This window comes from Spiroplasma turonicum, assembly GCF_001262715.1.
Lineage (GTDB): Bacteria > Bacillota_I > Bacilli_A > Mycoplasmatales > Mycoplasmataceae > Spiroplasma_A > Spiroplasma_A turonicum.
Window position 1 is genome coordinate 515767 of the sequence record NZ_CP012328.1, and the last position, 19999, is coordinate 535765.

14 protein-coding genes are annotated in these 19999 nt (G+C 24.9%); 13 read left to right on the top strand and 1 reads right to left on the bottom strand.

What is annotated here, in order from left to right; all coding sequences use genetic code 4:
* Positions 1-3 precede the first annotated feature (3 nt).
* Complete coding sequence (locus tag STURON_RS02350; RefSeq protein WP_158500508.1) at positions 4-2181, top strand: glycosyl hydrolase 53 family protein; 2178 nt, start codon at positions 4-6, stop codon at positions 2179-2181.
* A 569-nt stretch (positions 2182-2750) separates the two neighbouring features.
* On the opposite strand, the gene STURON_RS02355 is transcribed toward STURON_RS02350, so the two are convergent.
* On the bottom strand, positions 2751-3215 hold the full coding sequence (locus STURON_RS02355; protein ID WP_075048280.1) for a hypothetical protein: 465 nt from the start codon (positions 3213-3215) through the stop codon (positions 2751-2753).
* Between the two features lie 84 nt (positions 3216-3299).
* Between STURON_RS02355 and oppB the strand changes: the two genes are divergently transcribed.
* The 12 genes from oppB (at position 3300) to STURON_RS02415 (ending at position 19995) form a co-directional block, all read left to right on the top strand.
* Positions 3300-4511 carry an oligopeptide ABC transporter permease OppB gene (gene oppB / locus STURON_RS02360; protein WP_075048281.1) on the top strand — a complete coding sequence of 404 codons (1212 nt, stop codon included), beginning with the start codon at positions 3300-3302 and terminating at the stop codon, positions 4509-4511.
* A 12-nt stretch (positions 4512-4523) separates the two neighbouring features.
* Positions 4524-5501 (top strand): oligopeptide ABC transporter permease OppC, encoded by a 978-nt coding sequence (oppC, locus tag STURON_RS02365; protein ID WP_075048282.1) that lies wholly within the window; start codon positions 4524-4526, stop codon positions 5499-5501.
* Positions 5502-5510: 9 nt separating this feature from the next.
* Positions 5511-7445 carry an oligopeptide ABC transporter ATP-binding protein OppD gene (gene oppD / locus STURON_RS05875; RefSeq protein ID WP_075048283.1) on the top strand — a complete coding sequence of 645 codons (1935 nt, stop codon included), beginning with the start codon at positions 5511-5513 and terminating at the stop codon, positions 7443-7445.
* A gap of 15 nt (positions 7446-7460) precedes the next feature.
* Positions 7461-9626: an oligopeptide ABC transporter ATP-binding protein OppF gene (gene oppF, locus STURON_RS05990; protein WP_075048284.1), complete on the top strand. Its 2166-nt coding sequence runs from the start codon at positions 7461-7463 to the stop codon at positions 9624-9626.
* Between the two features lie 18 nt (positions 9627-9644).
* Entirely contained in the window at positions 9645-11900 is a 2256-nt protein-coding gene (locus STURON_RS02380; RefSeq protein WP_075048285.1) for an ABC transporter substrate-binding protein, read from the top strand.
* Positions 11901-11932: 32 nt separating this feature from the next.
* On the top strand, positions 11933-12259 hold the full coding sequence (locus STURON_RS02385; RefSeq protein ID WP_075048286.1) for a hypothetical protein: 327 nt from the start codon (positions 11933-11935) through the stop codon (positions 12257-12259).
* 295 nt (positions 12260-12554) lie between these two features.
* Positions 12555-14183: a periplasmic substrate-binding domain-containing protein gene (locus tag STURON_RS02390; protein ID WP_075048287.1), complete on the top strand. Its 1629-nt coding sequence runs from the start codon at positions 12555-12557 to the stop codon at positions 14181-14183.
* A gap of 163 nt (positions 14184-14346) precedes the next feature.
* Positions 14347-15045, top strand: a complete 699-nt coding sequence (locus STURON_RS02395) for a GntR family transcriptional regulator (RefSeq protein WP_075048288.1) — start codon at positions 14347-14349, stop codon at positions 15043-15045.
* 17 nt (positions 15046-15062) lie between these two features.
* Positions 15063-16973, top strand: coding sequence for a PTS transporter subunit EIIC (locus STURON_RS02400; RefSeq protein ID WP_075048289.1), 1911 nt, complete (start codon positions 15063-15065; stop codon positions 16971-16973).
* Positions 16974-16991: 18 nt separating this feature from the next.
* Positions 16992-18443 carry a glycoside hydrolase family 32 protein gene (locus STURON_RS02405; RefSeq protein WP_075048290.1) on the top strand — a complete coding sequence of 484 codons (1452 nt, stop codon included), beginning with the start codon at positions 16992-16994 and terminating at the stop codon, positions 18441-18443.
* Between the two features lie 2 nt (positions 18444-18445).
* Positions 18446-19366, top strand: a complete 921-nt coding sequence (locus tag STURON_RS02410; RefSeq protein ID WP_075048291.1) for a carbohydrate kinase family protein — start codon at positions 18446-18448, stop codon at positions 19364-19366.
* A gap of 98 nt (positions 19367-19464) precedes the next feature.
* Positions 19465-19995, top strand: a complete 531-nt coding sequence (locus tag STURON_RS02415; protein WP_075048292.1) for a Rossmann-fold NAD(P)-binding domain-containing protein — start codon at positions 19465-19467, stop codon at positions 19993-19995.
* Positions 19996-19999 lie beyond the last annotated feature (4 nt).

Consider the following 19999-nt stretch of genomic DNA (forward strand, 5'->3'; position numbering starts at 1 on the left):
CTTATGAAGAATAATAAAATACTTATAATATGTTTTTCAATCTTTGCAACTATCTCTATAGTCATTTCTACATTTATCGCAATGTTTGTGTTAAATAAAAAAGATGACCAAAATTATTGATATAATAATTTCTATTCTAATATAAAAATTAATAATAGTTCTTTTATTAAAGGAGCTGATGTTTCATCTTATGCAGAAGTTGTTGAACAAATGAATCATAAATCCTTTGAAGAGTTAAGTGATGATAATCAAAAAATCTATATTGATGATGATGGAGAATACAAAAACCTTTTTGAAATATTAGCTAAAAATAATTTTAATTCAATTAGATTAAGATTGTGAAATAATCCATATGATGATAAAGGTAATACATATGGTGGGGGTCACAATGATTTAGAAACAGATATTTGAATTACTAATCAAGCGAAAAAATTTAATATTAAAAATGTCTTATTAGATTTTCATTTTTCAGATTTTTGAGCAGATCCAAACAGACAATATCTTCCAAAAGAATGAGAGAATTATTCTACAAATGAACTTAAGAATGTAATTGAAAAATATACTTATAATACATTAAAAACTTTTTATCAAAAGACAGGAATTGTTCCTAAAACAACACAATTGGGAAATGAAATTACTAGAGGTGCATTTTGATCATTAAAAAATAACTCAAAATCAGGATATAAAGATGTTTTACAAACAGCAGATTACTTAAATTATGCAGCATCTGGTGTAAAAACATTTGAGTCAGAATTTAATGTAAAAACAGATTTAGCAATACATATTGATGGTTCACCATCAATTACTAGATGAATGGATACTTTAGATGAGTATTTAATTAAAGGTAAAAATGTAGATTGAGTAGATTCAGTTGGTATAACATATTATCCTGACTGAAATGGTAATAATTTAAAGCTATATAATTTAATGGATTCAATTAAAACTAAATATAATTTAAAATCTTATGTTTCAGAATATGCTGTTCCTTATACTTATGAACAAACTAATTTGGTTGTAGATATAAGTTCGAGTCAAAATGGATCAGGAGAATTAGCGAACCCCTCACCAGATTCACAAATAAAATTAACTAGTTCTGTTATGGAAACAATTAGTAAAGCAAATCCTGATGATGAAACAGGTTTTTATTGATGAGAACCAGCTTGAATATTTAGTGGTAAATCAGGTTGGTCTACAAGAGAAGGAATTTATTATTCTGAACCAAATAATGAAAGTAATCAAAAGTCATTCATGGTAGGAAATAGTTGATGAAACAGAGGAATTTTTGATAAAAATAAAGAAGTATTACCAGTGGTCGAAGTTGTAAAAAACTTTTCAAGAATTGTAAAAACTGATGACTATGTAGTTGATGCTAATAATTTTTATAATGAAAAATACTTAGATTATTTTAATAATGATCCAATTTTTAATAACACAAAGTTAATTGGAGATTATTGAAAAACTAGAAAAAACTTAATTAATTACATAAGGGATACTAATATTATTTTAAATAGCAATAATAATATTGTTGAAGAAACAGAAAGGGAGTTTTTAAGCAAAAATCCGTTAATACTTAAATCACAAATAAAATTTATTAATTTTGAATTTGATGAAATAACAAATGAAGGTTCTTTACAATTAGATTTATCTAAAAATAATGTTTATTATAAAATCGATAATAATATTACAATAAAAATTAAAATAATAACTAAATATTTAGATATCATTGACTTTACTAATAAGAGTTCAACAAATAAGAAACATACAATAGACATAAAAAATAGTGATACAAATTGATTAAACAAAATTTATAACTCAATTAGTAAAGACAATATATTTTTAGATAAGTTAAAAAATACGATACTTGATAAATATAATTATCAAAGAGATTATTATTTTAAAAATGATGCACCCGCATTTTGAGATAAAGAATACAATATTGATAGATGATTAAGACCTTGAATCCAAAAAAATGATGAAAAAATAGATATAATGATGTTCAATAATATTGTTGAATATGAAACATTAAATGATATTTGTGAGTGAAGAGACAATTTAACTATTGGCGAATATGATTTAATTATTTATTTTACTAATGATGTTAATTTTGAATTATATGGTCATGAAAATTGAAAATATTTATCAACAGTAGCAATATCAGTTAGTGTAAATGTCTCTAGTTAAAAATCATTTTTGCTATATTTTTAAAAAGATTTATTATATTTAAATAATAACTTAAATAATGTTTGAACTAAATATTAAGATGAAACCTCATTTTAATTAATCTAGAACAATCACTTTAAACACTTTTGATAAATATACACTTTTTTTAAATTTTTTTAAAAAAGTGTATATTTTTAAATTTATTTTTGTTAATATAAAAGTATTATGAAGGGAAACAAAATTATGAACTGAAGAAATTCATGTATGTATTCTAAGTTGAATATTAAACGTAATGCCACTAGCATTATGATTTTGTCATACATAAGTTCATATAAATTGTTGAAACAATAAAAGTAAATATAAGCAAAGAGTAGCTATATAAATAATTTAATTTATTAATTAAAACTCCTGCTTGTGAATAAGTTTCACAAGCAGGAGTTTTTCTTTATAGTTACCCTTCATAAGTGGAAAGGAGAATTATTGCAAAATATTTAATAAAAATGAATTTATTAAATAAAGTAGTATGAAAAAAGTACAAGGACTAAAGCGTGTCTTATAGAATGAGTGATAAATAAAATATAAAACCTTTATTATAGGGTAAAAACAAAAATAACACTAATAATTAGCAAGATCAAAGAAATTAATAAAAGAATTTTAATAATTCTTCTCATAAAACCTTCTTCGCTTGATAGAGTGGTTTGATATCTCCTTCTTTTATCATTAAAAAATCTTGCAACATAATTATTTTTCAATCAACCAGTTATTATAGCAGAAAATAAACTTAAAAAAGTAAAAGCAGCTGTAAATCATTCTGTTTTACTAATATCTTTGAAACCATAAATTGAAATTAAAAATGATATTCCAATCGAAATTAAAACAGATATTAAAATTATGATGTAATCATAAAGTTTAAGTCTCTTTGATTGATTGAAGGAATAATGCTTTTCTACAGGATTTTCAAATATTTCGTCAATCTTGTTGTTTACGTAAGCCTTATGATCTTCCTTAATTTTTCTTTTTATGTCTTTAGATTTTTGAGTATTTTTATTGCTCATGATAGCCTCCTAATAATAGATTATTATAATATATTATTTTAATAAAATGTTTAATAATAAGTAATAAAAAAAAGAAAGGAAAATATGGAAAAAGAAGTAGAAAAACTTGCTGACGATACTGAGTTAAGTAATATTATTGATAGTTTGGAAAATAAATTAAATGATTCTGGCTCAAAAAAAGCATTTTTTGAAAAACTTAAATATTCTTGAAATAAACTTAGAGAAGTTAATAAAGAATTTTTGAAAAAAACACCTTTGTTAATGTACTCATTAAAGAGAATTATATATGCTTTTATAACTCTTTATATTGCAATAGCAGTTGTATATGTTTTGATGGTTGCTTTCATTAGAGATGCAGATATTATGAATGATTTCAATGTCGCAAAACCTCCTGTTAAAATAAATAGCCCAGAATATTTCGAATGAGTAAAAAATAAAAAGATAGCATTAGGAATATATGGTCCTATGATTGAACAAATATTTAATTATTTGAAAAACATAACACCTTTTATTCCAAAAGAAATAAGGATGCCTTTAAAAGTTAGTAACATGGGTATTACTTGAGGTGAACCACAAACAAAATGATTTTGATTAGGTTTAATACTTAACAAATCAAATGGAATAATAAACTATCCGGTAATGGATTCATTCAAAGATGCTATGCCAATATCATTTACAATAGGTTTCTCAGCAGTTATAATTTCATATTTGTTTGGAGTACCACTTGGTATAATAGCTGCAAAAAACAAAGAAAAACCAATAGATAGTTTTATAAGCTGATTATTTTTATTAATTATTTCAGCTCCTGCAACTATTATAATAGCTTTATTTTGGATGTTTTCATTGAAATATATGGGCTCTGCTGGTATTTGAGATGAAGATGATTATACTAACTTTTTAGCTGTTATTGGCGTCGTCTTACTTATAATGCCTTCTATTGTAATTTCTACAAGAAGGTATGTAATTGATGAAATGACAGCAGACTATACAAGGTTTGCTCAATCAAAAGGATTAAGTTCATCTTATATATTTTATGTTCATATTTTTAGAAATGCTGGTATTCGTATTATTAGATTAATACCTGGGGCATTGATATTATCATTATTTGGTTCAAGTATTCTAGTTGAAAGGTTCTGATCTGCACCAGGTATGAGTAAATATATACTTACTGGGGTTAGTACAAATGATGTATTTGTTGTTTTAGGTTATATTACACTTTCAGCAGGGGTTGGAGTATTCTCATCTCTAATTAGTGATTTAATACTAGTCTTAATGGACCCTAGAGTCAAATTATAGTAAAGGAGTATTATGAAATTTAAATATTTAAAACAAAATTTTGATCCAAGTAAAATTAGTAATTCTCTTTTTACTTTTTCAAAAGATGTTGATGAAACAAAGGTTGAATCAATTGACACAAAACCTTATAGTTATTGAAAATCTGTTGGTAAAACAGTTATTAAAAGTAAAGCTTTTATAATTTCATTAATTTTAATAATTATTTTTATAACTCTTACAATAACAATTGCAAGAGGAGAAAAACCTGTTCCCTTAGATAGACCAGGTACTGGACCAATGGCTCCTAATGCAGAACATTGATTTGGACTTGTTCTTAGAGGCGAAGATTTATGAAATAAAATGTGAATTGGTTCACGTTCAACTTTATTATTTATGGTTATAATTGCATCAGTTGAAATTGCCATAGGAATATTTATTGGATTAATTTGAGGTTTTTATTCTAGACTAGATATGTTATTCATAGAAGTAATAAGATTCTTAACATTAATTCCATCATTAATTCTTTGGTTATTAGTTATTTATATATATAGCTTGTTTAATGTAAAAGTTAGTTTACAAGTCTTAGTAGTTGCAATTTCTATAACAAGTTGAATTGGAATGGCTTCTGTAATTAGAGTTCAAACAATATTAGTTAGAAATGCTGAATATAATGTTGCTTCTAAAATATTAGGAACAAAAGGACCAAGAATAATGGTAAAAAATATTTTACCAAAAATATTACCGATAGTTATTCAAACAGCATCATTTGCAATTCCTAATGCCATTGCATTAGATTCATTACTTGCATATTACAATTTTGGATTTGTAAATGATTTAATGGATGAAGCTTCATTGGGATCTATCCTTAATGAAATGATTGCTAACACTTCTTGACAAATATACCCATATTTAATGATTATACCAATATCATTTATTGGGGGTATTTCATTATTATTCTTCGTTGTAGGGAAAATATTTTCAGATTCCCTAGATCCAAAATTACATAGATAAGGAAATATTATGAGTAGTAAAATTTTATCTTTAAACAATTTAGAGGTTAAGTTCCAAGTAAGACAAAAGTTTCTTACTGCTATTAGAAATGTATCATTAGATATTTATGATCAAGAAATATTGGCTATAGTTGGAGAATCAGGAAGTGGTAAATCAGTTATTACAAAAACATTTACTGGTATGCTTGAAAGTAATGGATTTATTAGTGAAGGTTCAATAATATATTATCCAAATTTAAAAACTAACCCACAAAGTTATTTTAAAGAACCAATTGATTTGGTAAGTCTACAAAAAAATATTGTTGATAAATACACAATAAAATCTATTGTAAAAAGTTTAAACTTTGAATTAAAAGAAAACAAAAAAAAGAAAAGACATCTAAAAAATCTAAATTTAAATAATTTAAACAAAAAGTATGATGTAACATTAAAAAAATTAGAAGCTATTAAAATCAAAGAAACTGATTTTAATAAAAAAAATAAATTCCAATACAAAAAAAGTTCAATAATTAATAATTTGAATAAGATTGATCAAGAATTAAAATATATAAACAACTTAAATTTCAAAAGTGAATTAAATGATAGATTAGAGGAAGAGTTTTTTAATTTAAAAGTTAATAAAAGAAAAATTAAAAATCCATCTTTAATATCAAAATATCGTGTTTGATCAACTATATCTTTTCTTAAAAAAATAATTGAGTTTTATAAATCGGACAAAAAAGATCAAAGTATTATAACCGAAATATTATTTTTAAATTATAAAAAATCTATAGTATCAGAATTAATTAAAAAATTTAATAATTTTAAAGATATGGAATTTATTGAATTATATCTTAAAAATACTTTCGAAGATTTTTATAAAGAAATATATAAAAAAGATTTAAATTTAGAACATTTGAAAAATTTATTAATAAAATATGATAAAGATATAAAAACTTTTAGTGATAATAAAAAATATCTATTTCTTTTAAAGAATAATATATACAAGTTTTTAAAATTTTATAGTTTCAATTTCTATAATTTTGAAATTGAAATTCAAATTGAAAGTTATATAAAAAACATGTTCATTAATAAAACAGTTTCAGAAAATGAATTTAATTTAATTTTAGAAAGTTGAAGCAACTGAAAAAAGCTAAAACTTGTAAATAAAATAAAATCCATTAAGTCACTTAGAAATTTAAGGGGTAAAACAATTGCTTCAATATTTCAAGATCCAATGACTTCTTTAAACCCATTACTATCAGTAGGTTTTCAAATTTCTGAGGTACTTAGAAAAAAATTAAAGTATTCCAGAAAAAAAGCTAAAGAAGAGGCAATAAAATTATTAGAAAAAGTTGGAATCCAAAATGCTAAAAAAAGATATAAAGATATACCGGGTCAATATTCTGGTGGTATGAGACAACGTGTTGTTATTGCAATTGCACTTGCTTCAAGACCCAATATATTAATTTGTGATGAACCAACAACTGCACTTGACGTTACAATTCAAGCGCAAATATTAGATTTAATAAAAGAACTTCAAGAAGAATATAAATTTACAGTTGTGTTTATAACTCATGATTTAGGAGTTGTTGCAAAATTAGCAGATAGGGTAGCTGTTATGTATGCAGGACAAATAATTGAATATGGTTTAACAGATGAAATATTCCATAATCCAAAGCATCCTTATACATGATCACTATTATCATCATTGCCACAGTTAGGTGAAAAAGGTAAAGAACTTTATTCAATTAAAGGTTCACCACCATCATTATTTAAAAAAGTTGTTGGTGATGCATTTGCTTTAAGAAGTGATTATTCATTAGAAGTTGATAAATTTTATGAACCACCAGTATTCAAGATTAGCGAAACTCATTTTGCTAAAACTTGATTATTAGATGAAAGAGCTCCTAAAACAGAAAAACCTGAAGTTTTAAATAATTTAAAAAGTAAGATAGAAGATTAATAGAAAGAAAAGATTATGGCTAATTTAAAAAGAAACAATGCCTTTCTAAAAATAAGAGATTTAAGTATTGTTTTTAGAAACAAGGGCAAAAAATTTAAAGCTGTTAATGATACAACAATTGACATTAATAGAGGAGAAATCTTTGGTCTTGTTGGTGAATCAGGAAGTGGTAAAACTACTATTGCTAGATCAATAGTTGGTGTACAAGGTCTAAATGATGGTGCTATATACATGAATGACATCATTATTGCAGGAAGATCAGCTAGTTTATATAAATTAAATACTTCTATCACATACAAACTTAAAGATTTTGAAAATAAAGTATATTCTGTAACAAAATATTTAAGATATTTATTAACAGATTTAAAAAAAACCTATACAGATTCTAAAAGTATAGAAACAATAATAAAAAAAGATTTTTTAAAAAAAATAAATATTGACAAAATAATATTCATTGATGATATGTATAAATATAGTTTAAATATTATTAATGAAATTATAAAAATTCAACAAAGAATTATAAACTTTGTAAAAAATATACATATACAAGTACCTAAAATTCCAGTTGAACTAGAACAATCATTACTAGAAAAGCAAAAACAAGTAAATGAAATAATTGAAGAAATTAAATTAAAAGTTGAAGACATTTATATATCAACAAAAAAAATAGTAGATAAATCAAAAAACGATTTAGAAAAGACCTATAAGTTTAAAGATTTATTAAGTACTTTATTCAAAAATTTAGATTTTGTTGTAACAAATAATAATGAATTAATTTCAAAAATAAATGTTGCAAAAAATATTCAAAATGAAAACACATTATTAACTGCTAATGAGAGAGTTAAAAACAAACAACTTCCAAAATATTATAAAAAAGTATATGTTTCTAGAAAAAACTTTATTGAAGAGTGTAAAAATCAGTTAATAAAATTAAGTAATTCTAGTCTAGAAAATGTTAAGGAAATTAAACTATTAAATTATTACATTAAAGATTTTTGATCTAAATCCAATATGAATATTAATTATTGCTTTAAAATCATCAATATTTACAAAAGTAAAAATATCGATTATGTAAAGTTGAATAATTTAGCTTCAAAGTTGTTTGAAACGGATTTTGAAAACGATTTAAAGAATATTGTTAATAATAAGAAAGAATTAACCGATTCTGAAGTTGAAGATTATATTAAACAGGCAACTTATATCAAAAAAATAATTGATAGAGATGTTGTTAAAGATGATGAATTAGTAAATAAATATAATGAATGAAAAAATATAAAAATTGATTTATCTGAAGAGGAAAAAAATAACATCACTCAATTTATTGAATTTCTAGAGTTGCCATCAATTGATAAATTAGTAAAGAAATCATATATTTTTAAGCCTGTAAGTCGAAGGGCTAGAAAGGAGAACAGGCGTAATATTCAAATGATATTTCAAGATCCAAGTTCATCATTAAATGATAGAATGTCAGTTGATGAAATTATAGGTGAAGGTTTAGTTAATTACAAAGATTTATATAAATCAAATGAAGCTAAACGTGAGTATATGGATTATTACAATGAAAATAACAATAATAAAATTACAGATATTAAAACTATAAAAAATAAAGATGTGAAAAAATATCTTATTTTAAAAACAATTAAGTCAGTAGGTTTGTTACCTGAACATTTATCTAGATATCCTCATGAATTTTCAGGAGGTCAAAGACAAAGGATAGGAATAGCAAGATCATTAATATTAAATCCTAAAATAATTGTAGCTGACGAACCAATTTCAGCACTTGATGTTTCAATTCGTGCTCAAGTTTTAAACCTTTTTAAAAAATTTCAAAAAGAAAAAGATTTAACATTTATATTTGTTGCACATGATTTAAGTGTAGTTAGGTTTATCACAGATAGAATTGCTGTAATATATCATGGACAAATTGTTGAAATGTGTGAGGCAGATGAGTTATTTAAAAATCCAATTCATCCTTACACTAAATCATTACTTTCAGCTATACCACAACCAGAACCTTCATTAGCAAGAAACAAAAAAAGTTTTGTATATAATCCAGATGAAGAACATCACGATTATATATTTGATTTACCAAACTTTGTGGAAGTTGAAAAAAATCATTTTGCTTATTTAAATGATAGAGAAATAAAAGAGTATAAAAAATATAGACAAATAACTAATTAAGAAAGGAATTTTAAAAAAATGAAAAAATTATTATCTTCTTTGATGGCGGTCAGCTTTGTTGTATCGTCATCAGCAAGTGCATATGCATGTGGGTCAAAAAATCAGGATCCAGAAAAAACTATTGTTGCTCCTATTGGGACTAATGTAAGCAAATGACTTACTTCAAAAACACAAAATGCTGAAGATGGTCAAATATTAGCAAACACAAATGCTAACCCACTTGCAGCAGACCAATATGGAAGAATTTATGGTGATTTATTTGAACCAACAAATAAAAATTATACTGCTGAAACTCCATTTGTTGGAGTTGCAAATAGTGATAAAACTCAATGAACTTATAAAGTAAGAGATAATGCGACATGAAGTGATTATCAAGGAAATAAAGTAGATGATTTGACAGCAGATGATTTTATGAATACTGCAAGATATGCTTTAAATCCTGAAAATGCTTCTGAAACTATAAATATATGAAAAGATATGATCAAAGGTGCAAGTGAATTAAATACTGAGGCTAAAAAAGCTGGGGCAGACTTTAATCAAATTTTTGATAGTTATGTAACAGAAGGAAAATTAGGTTTAAAAGTTGAAGGAAGTAATGTAACATTTACATTAACAAAACCAGCTCCATATTTTGAATCATTACTAACTTATGCAGTATTTTCTCCAATTCATAAAGATGCATTGTCAGATCCAAGTTTAGTTGATGATTATAAAAAAGGTAGATATTCAGGTGCCTTTGTACCAACAAGTTTTACTCAAGATACTTCTTTAATATTGGATAAAAACTTAAATTATCATTTTGCAAATAAAACTAATTTAAATAGATTAAGATATGTTTTTGTAGGTGGAGGTGATTCATCTAAAACTAGACAATTATATGAAGCTGGAACAATTTCAAGTTATTCACCAAATCCAAATGATACAGCTGGTTGAGATGAATATGTAGGAGACCCAAATGATCCTAAAAAAAGAGATGGGATGACTAAATATACTGACTCACCAGATGATGCTTCTTCATGATTAATGTTTTATAATTATTTAAATAGTGATTATGATAGCACAGATTCTGGTAAAAAAGTAAGGGCAAGAAATGCTTCTAGATTGTTACAATATAAAGAAGCAAGACAATTTTTAACAACAGGTATTAACAGAACTGATTGAGCAACTTATTATTCAAATGTTTATGATGAAGACAAATCTGTTTCTTCTCAATTAAGAAATACTTATGTACCATATAATTTTGTAGATAATTTCTTAAGTTATGAAAAAGATGCTTTAAATGAAATAAAATTTGATGCGAATAAATCAACTGATAGTGTTGAATCAGTTACTGAAGACGATTTAAAAGATGGAGTTGATTTTTTAAGAAATAGTCAATATGGTAAAAATAAAGAAGGTTCTGATGGGTTTAATCAACAAGTTGAAAAACAAGTATCAGCTTTAAGAACTATCTTAGAAAAAGACAAATTTTTAGGAGAAATCTTAAAATCTGGTAAAAAAATAGAGATTGTAGCAGTTAAAGATCCAACTTCAGCAGAGTCAGTTGGTGTTTATAAAGATGAAATGATAAAAAAATTCAATGCTTTAAAAAATAATCCAATTGTGATAACTCAAGAAAAAGCAATAAGTTGAAATGATTATGCTGAAAAATTACAATCTGGAAAATCAGATATAACTTTCTCATCTTGAAGTCCTGATTATAAAGATCCGATGACATATTCTTCAACTTTAAAATTAGATGGTGATTATGAACTCTATTTACGTCAGGGTAATTTATTTGGTTTTGAGAACTTTTCAGATTTAGATTCATCTTCTGCTGATGCTGCATATAAAAAATTAAAAGAAGCTAATAAAGATAAATTTAATGATGTTGTTGTAGAACAAGATGGGAAATCAGAATTATTTAATTCTAGATATCAATATACAAAAGATTTAATCGATGTAGATACTAAAAAAACAACTGATTTAGTAGAAAGAAATAAAGAGTTTGCAAAATTAGAAGTACAAACACTATATCAAGATTGATTTGTTGCTCCATTTATGAGAAGAAGTGCTGCAATGAGTTTTACAATAAGTCATTCTACACCATTTAGATTATCAAGAGTTGCATATGGTAATAGTAGTTATAAATTATTTAATACTGATTATGTAGAAAACTTATTGACATATGATCAAATTGAAGAACTAAGAACTATTTATGAAAAAAATAAAGAGGAAGTTATAGCAAATCCTAAAACACATCAAGATGAAGATATATGAAATTGATCAAATTAAAAAAAATATTATTATAAAGAAAGGAATTGAAAGTGTATAAATTATTAAAATCATTAATGGTTGTGACTATTTTATCTACACCATTAACTGTTGTTATATCTTGTGGAAATAAAAATCAAGATCCTGAAAATACATTAAAAACAACTTTTACAAATAATCCACTTCATTGATTAACAGCAAAAACAATGCAACAATCTGATTTTAAAATATTATCTAATACCAATTCAGCGCCATTAGGTACAGATGAATTTGGTAGAGAATATGGGGATTTATTTGAAGTACAAACCCAAATTATTCTCAAAATGATCCTTATATTGGATTACATGATGAAAGCTATAAAACTTGAACATATAAATTAAGAAAAAATGCAACATGAAGTGATTATCAAGGAAATATTATAAGAAATATCGAAGTAAATGATTTTATTAATGCTGCTAAATATGTTTTAATCCAGAAAATGGTTCAGATGCATATTTTCTTTGAGAAAGTTTTATAGTTGGTGCACATGAATTAAGATTAAAAGCTTTAAATCCAGGTGATAAATCTTTTGATAATTTATTTGATGAAAATAAAGAATCGTTAGGAATTAAAGTAGACGAGTCTAAAAATACTGTTCAGTTTAATTTAACAAAATCTGCAAGTTATTTTGAAACATTGTTAACTTATACAGTATTTGCACCAATTCATGATAATGCAGTAAGTAATCCAGCAGTTGATTCTGATTTTAAAATGGGATATTATTCAGGTGCTTTTTTACCAAAAAGTTTTTCAATTGATTCTACAATTGTTTTAGATAAAAATCCAAATTATCACTTTGCAAGTGAAACTAAAATTAATAGAATAAGAGAAATCCATACAAGTGGCACAGTTTCTCAAACAAGAGATCTTTTTGAAGCGAATACAATTAATAACTATTTAATAAATACAAATGATCAATCTGGGTGAGATAAGTATGTTGGTAATGCAAGTGAACCAATAAAAACTGATGGACTTGTAAGGTATGATGAAGATGCAGAAGATGCATATACTCAAATGTTGTTCTTCAATTTCTTAAACTCATCATATTTTGGAGATACTAATGCTAAAAAAGAAGCAATCATCAAATCAAAGTTGTTTCAATTTTCAGGAACACGTGAGTTCTTCTTTGCAAATTTAGATAGATCAATCTGAGGTAAATATTATTCTAAAATCTTTGATGGAGATAGAAGTGTATCTTCTAATGTAAGAAATACCTTCGTTCCAGATTTTATTAAAAGTGAATCTAAGGATTTTCAAACTATTGAAGCTGAGCAAATAAATTCAGAAAAATTATATGGTAATGCTGGGACAAATGTTAAAAAAGAAGATATTAAAGATGGTGAAAATTTTTATTCAGCAAGAGCTTATGGTTTAGAAATAACTAATAATAGTTCAAAATTAAAAACAGCACAAAGTGAGTCTGCAAAAAAATTGAGAGAAGATCTTAGTTCTGCAGATAATGATTTAAAAGAAGCTTTAAAAGATGGTAAAAAAATTACATTAAAAACTTATTTGGATCCATCTAAAACAACTGATGAGAGAGCAGCATTAATAGAAATGTTTAAGACATTTAGTGCAATTGAAAATAATCCAATTACAATTGATGTCATAACTTCACGAACTTCAAATGAATATCAACAGATGTTAGATGACGGAGTTGAAGATTTGGCAATATCTGGTTGAAGTCCAGATTATGCTGATGCAATGAGTTATTCAAATACATTAAAAATAAATGGTGACCATGGAATGCATTTCAGATTTGGACAATTATATCAATTTGATGATTCAAAAACACCATTAAACCAATTTGATTCAGAAAGTGCAGATGATACTTTTACAAGATTAAAAAATGCACACAAAGATATGTACAATGAGTTACTAATACAAAATGGAGAAGGTGAAAATTTATTTAAAAGTAGATATAATTATTCTAAAGAACTAGTAAATGTAGATGAAACAGAAAGTGGATTAAAAAGAAACGAAGACTTTGCAAAATTAGAAGCTCAAACATTATATAAAGACTACTTTGCAATGCCTTTGATCAGAAGAAGTCCGTCAATGACTTTTACTATTACTAATTTAGTACCATTTACTTCATCAAGAGTTCCTTATGGATTAAGTGCCTTACAATTTGGTAATTATGATTTTAGTAGTAAGCTACTTAGTTATGATAAAATTGAGGATTTGAGAATAGCTTATCTTTCTAAAAAAGATGAAGTCGACAAAGATAAAACTAAATACAGAGATAGTTTAGCTTGACAATAAAAACAAAGATTTATCTTTGTTTTTTTCTTTAAAACTTATAATTATAGGTATATTTTATTTACACATAAAACATAATAATATAATTGGACATAAATTGACTAAATAAATATTTTTATTAAATATATAATTAAAATGTATAATTAACTTAATTAAGGAATTATATATGAATAAGAAATGAGAAATAGTTTTTGACTATCTTATGTATTTAATAAGAGAAAATAAAGTTCAACCAGGTGAAGTTTTACCGAGTCAAAATATGTTAAAAACAAAGTTTAAATACTCAGAACAACCAATAAGAATCGCTTTTAATAAATTAATTGAATTAAAAATTGTAAAAGCAGTTAATGGTAAAGGATTTGTTGTACAAGATAAAATTAAAAATAATCTTTTTTTTAGTTTTAGAGAATTATTTCCCAATTCAATTAATAATTATATTAGCTTTGAAGAAATCAATTGTGACAATATTCTTTCAAAAGAAAGTGGATATCAAGTTGGAGAACGATTATATAAATTTAAGTGTGTTAGAAAATGAAATACTAAAGATACAATTTTGTTTCAAGTAAGTTATGTAAAAAAAGCTAAATATAAAGGTCTAACATTGCCTATTTTAAATAAAAATGGTTTAATGTTCTTTATTGAAAATAATACTAATTTTGTTATAAGCCATTCAAGTAAAAAAATTAAATTTATTAGAAAACTTGACGATATTATAAATGAGTTCAATGATATTGATAGCTCATTTGATAGCTTAATATTAGATGAAGGTAAAGTTTATGACATATTTGGTGAAATATTAGAATATCGTAAAAGTTACTATAAACCTGACTTATTTGAATGAAATTTTATTGAATGAAGAAAATAATATAGAAAGGTAAAAATATGAAAAAAACTAATTATGCAGTTGAAGCTCAAAGGTTCTTAGATGCAGTTGGTGGTAAAGATAATGTACAATCATATTTACATTGTGTTACAAGATTAAGATTTAATGTTATAGATAAAGAAAAAGTAGATATTAAGGCTATAAAAGAATCTCCAATTGCAAAAGGTACTAATTGAACACAAAATCAATTACAAATAATTTTAGGAACTGGAGTTGTTGAATCTGTTTATACTCAATTAGAAAAAATATATAATTATAGTGAAAAAATTGAATCAAATAAATCTAATAATAATGAAAGTTTTGAGGATTTTAAATTAAAAGCAAAAGCAAATAAAGAAGCAATTAGAAATAAAGGTGGAAAATTTGCTTGAATTCAATTAAGTATGAAAACTTTGGGAGATATATTCTTACCGATTATACCTGCGATTGTTGCTGCAGGGCTTGCAATGGGTGTAGCTGCAACTATACAAATGTTAGTTAAATATGATAGTGATTCACTTTTAGGTAAAATTTTAGACATTATCACAAAAACAGCTTTTAGCTCATTAGCAGTATTAGTTTGTTGATCTACTGTAAAAAGATTCGGTGGCAGTCCTGTTATTGGTATAATAATTGGATTAATGTTAATTAGTCCATTGTTACCTGATAAAGGTTCAATTGCAACCTGAGAAGCACAAGAACAATTTAGAGAATCATTTGATGCTACAAAATGAGGTACAAGTGATTGAAAACAAGTGTGAAAAGACGCAACTGGTTTAAGCGTATTAGAAAATCCAGTCACACCAATTAAATTATGAATAATACCAATTACTGGTTATCAAGGCTCAGTTTTACCAGCTTTAGTAATAGGAATAGGAGCTGCATATTTAGAAAAATGAATTAAAAGTTGAATGCCAAATGCTGTAAATATTATTTTTACTCCGTTCTTAACAATTGTAATTTCATTATTGGTTGCATTATTTGCTTTTGGACCAATATTATTGATGGTTGAAAAAGGTATATTAATAGCAACTCAGGCAATATTGAAGTTACCAGTTGGTATTGGGACTGCTTTAATTGCTGGTGCTTTACAAGCAATAGTAATAACTGGATGTCATCAAATTCTTCAAGGATTAGAAATGCAATTAGTTATCCAAGGAAATGTACCAGATTCAAATGGTGCAATAAGTGGTTCAATTTTTAACTCATTATGAACTGCATCAATAATTTCTCAAGGTGGAGCGGCTATGGCAGTAGCGTTTAAAGCGAAATCGAAAAAAGAAAAAAACTTATCGATTCCATCAGCTGCTTCTACATTTTTTGGAATAACTGAACCAGCAATTTTTGGTGTTAATTTACCAAGAGTGAAACCATTTATCTTTGGATTAGTTGGAGGATTTGCAGGAGGTTTATTTGCTGGTATATTTAATGTAACTTGTAGGGGTATGGGAGTTACTGTTTTACCTGGTTTACTCCTTTACACTAATAATATTAGAAATTTATTACTAATTATTGTAGTTAATTTATTATCATTTGGGGTAGCTTTTGCATTAACATTCTTCTTATATTTCGAGGCTGGGAAAAAAGTTACACAAAAAAATTTAGATAAATTTAAAATTAAAATTGATCAATTTAAGGAAAAATTGTCTAATTTTAAATCAAATTTACAAGTTAAAGATTATGAAAATAAGTTAAAAAGATTAGAAAACGGACTAGTTCGATTAAACAAAAAAGAAGAGAAGCTTAATAAAAACAAAGAAAAATATGATAATTTCTTGGTAGAATTAAAAGAAACAAGAGAAAGAGAAAAACAAGAACAAATTAAATTGAAAGAAGACAAGAAAAAACATAAAGAAATGATATTAAATTTAAAAAAAGATCCTGAAAAATGAAAAGCATATAAACAAGATATAAAGAAAAAAAACAGTTAGTCATAGGAGTAAAAAAATATGAAATGAGAAAAACACAGTTTAATAAGTGAAGATAATTTAGAGTTTTTTAAAGAATGACATGAAAAAAAAGAAAGTGATTGATATAATAACCAATTCCATTTATCTGGTTATTGCGGTTCAATTAATGATCCGAATGGTTTAGTATTTTTCGATAATAAATACTATATATTTATGCAAAATTGTCCATTTAGTATTCAACATTATAATAAATCTTGAGCTTTATTTACAACTCATGACTTCATTAACTACAATTATGAAGGAATAACTTTAACTCCATCAAATCAATATGATAAGGATGGTGTGTTTTCAGGAAGTGCAAGAGTAAACAATAAAGGAGAAATGGAAATTTATTATACTGGAAATATTAAATATAATGCAATTGATAGAAATAGTTATACTTTAAAAGCGTTTATTGATTTAAAAAATAAATTAGTTAGCAAAGAATTGCTATTTGAATGTGATAAAACAAAATACACAGGTCATTTTAGAGATCCAATTGTTTTTGAAAAAAATAATAAATTATTTATGCTAAATGGAGCCCAAACACTAGATAAAAAAGGTACATTAACAGTTCATGAATTTGTTAATGATAAATGAGTTTTCAAAAAAGAAGTAGAATTAGATAAAGACTTTGAACAAAATTCATATATGGTTGAATGTCCAAATTATTTAAAAATAGATAATTCAGAATTTGTTTTTGCTTGTTTTGAACAAGATGCACCATTAAGTGAAGGTAGTCATTTTGTAAAGTATAGAAAAGTTGTCATTGATGAAAATGCAAACTTTAATTTTAAAACTGACCTTTTAAAAATTGATTTAGGTTTCGATTTCTATGCCCCACAGGTATTTTCAAATGTTAAAGATAGAACAATAATGTTGGGTTGATTAGGAAATTCAAAATCTAATCCTTTTCCAAAGGAATTAACAACTTGAAGTAATAACTTAACTTCTCCAAGAGTTCTTACAGAGAAAAACAATAGATTGTATCAAAATCCTATAGTTGAACTAGAAAACTTAAGAGTTAAAGAAATTACAAAATCAGAAAACGATTATTTATATGAAAACGGAATAGTCGAATTAGTTTGTGATGAAATAAATAATCAAGATTTTGAAATTGAAATTAAAAGTGGATCTAAAAACATAAAACTATCTAATATAAATAAAAAATTTATTATTGATAGATCAAATATGGATTATAATAGTGTTGAAGATTTACCACCAGTAATAAATTTTGATAATTTAAGTATTGATAATATTAGAATACTTATCGATAGAAGTTGTATGGAAATATTTATTAATAACGGTGAACATGCAATCTCTCTTAGAACTTTCATTTTAAATCATAATACTATAAAAACTAATTTAAATAATTCTAAGGTTTATCAATTAAAAGGTTATAATATAAATTGAAATAACACAATTTTCAAAAATATTACAAAGGAAAAATAAATATGAAGAAAATAATTTCTATTGGTGAAATCCTTATGGATGTTTATTCAGATGCAGAAGTTGAAAAGGCTGAAGTTGGCGGAGCTAGTTTTAATGTTTCTTGTTCAATAGGTGCATTAAAAGATAATGAAAGTTATTTTATGGGTAGTTTAGGTAATGATTGTTATAAAGAAGAAATGATAAATTTTTTTCATAAATATAATATAAAGAAAGACTTTATACAATTTTCAAATAAGCCAACTACAATTGCTAAAGTAACTTTAGATGAAAATAAAGAAAGATTTTTTAAATTTATTAGAAATAGTGATGCTGATTTTAAATTATCAGAATTAGATAATAATAAATTAAAAGATATTGATTTTATTCATTTTGGTAGTGCTACAGGTTTTTTAGAAGGAGATTTAAAAAAATCCTATCATGAACTTTTTAAATTTGCATTAGATAATGAAATAAAATTCTCATTTGATCCTAATTTTAGAGATAAATTATGAACTAGTCCAAGCGATGTGGAAACATTTATTAATTATTGTGATGAGTTTTTAAAAAAAGCTAACTTAATTAAATTAAGTGATGAAGAATTAAAACTAATAACTAAAATTGACAATCAAGAAAACGCATTAAAAAGTTTAATGACTAAAAACCCAACAAGCTTAATTTGCATAACAAGAGGTTGTGAAGACACTATGTGTTCATGAAACGGTGAGATATTATATGTACCAGTAACATTATGTGATAATTTAGTTGATACAACTGGAGCTGGAGACGCATTTATCTCAAATCTTATAAATGAATTTGTTAATAGAGATATTAATAAAGAAACTTCAAAAAGTGAAATTATTGATATAGTATCTAATTCTAATAAATTTGCAAATTATGCTGTTAGATATATTGGTGCGATTAGTTTTTTAGATCACTTGAATTAATATATATCGTGATACCACTATTTAAACTAGTGGTATTTATTTTATTTATTAAATTTAGATATATAATTTAAGTGAAAAAAATAAAAGGAGAAATACTTTTGAGAATAATTCCACATGAACTTTTTATATATACACCAGATAATTCATTAACAGCACTAAGAAAAGAATTTGGAATGTATGATTATTGTCTAAATATAAATCCAAAAAATAAAGCAATGCAGCCATTTTTAGATTTAGGAAGAAATTATTTCAATGAAAATCTTATAAAGTGGATTGAAGAAATGGAAAAAAGAGGTCATTATGTTAATAGTTTTCATAAAGTATATTTTGAAAACATAACTTACACAAAAACTGAAACAGATATTTTCTTATTATTGGAATGTATTATTCAATGAGATTTAAAACAGTTCTCTCCTTATAATATAAATTTAACCTGATATGATTTAGCAATACATATTTTAAAAAAAACTAACTATAAAAATTTAAATATTAATGATTATAATAATTTAAGCGAGTTTTATAAAACAAACTATATGGCATTAGATAACAAAGGAAAGTTAAAACCAAAATTATTAGAATTAATTAAAGTTATTGATTATTTTAAGCATTATTTAGATAGTAAATATTAGAGGT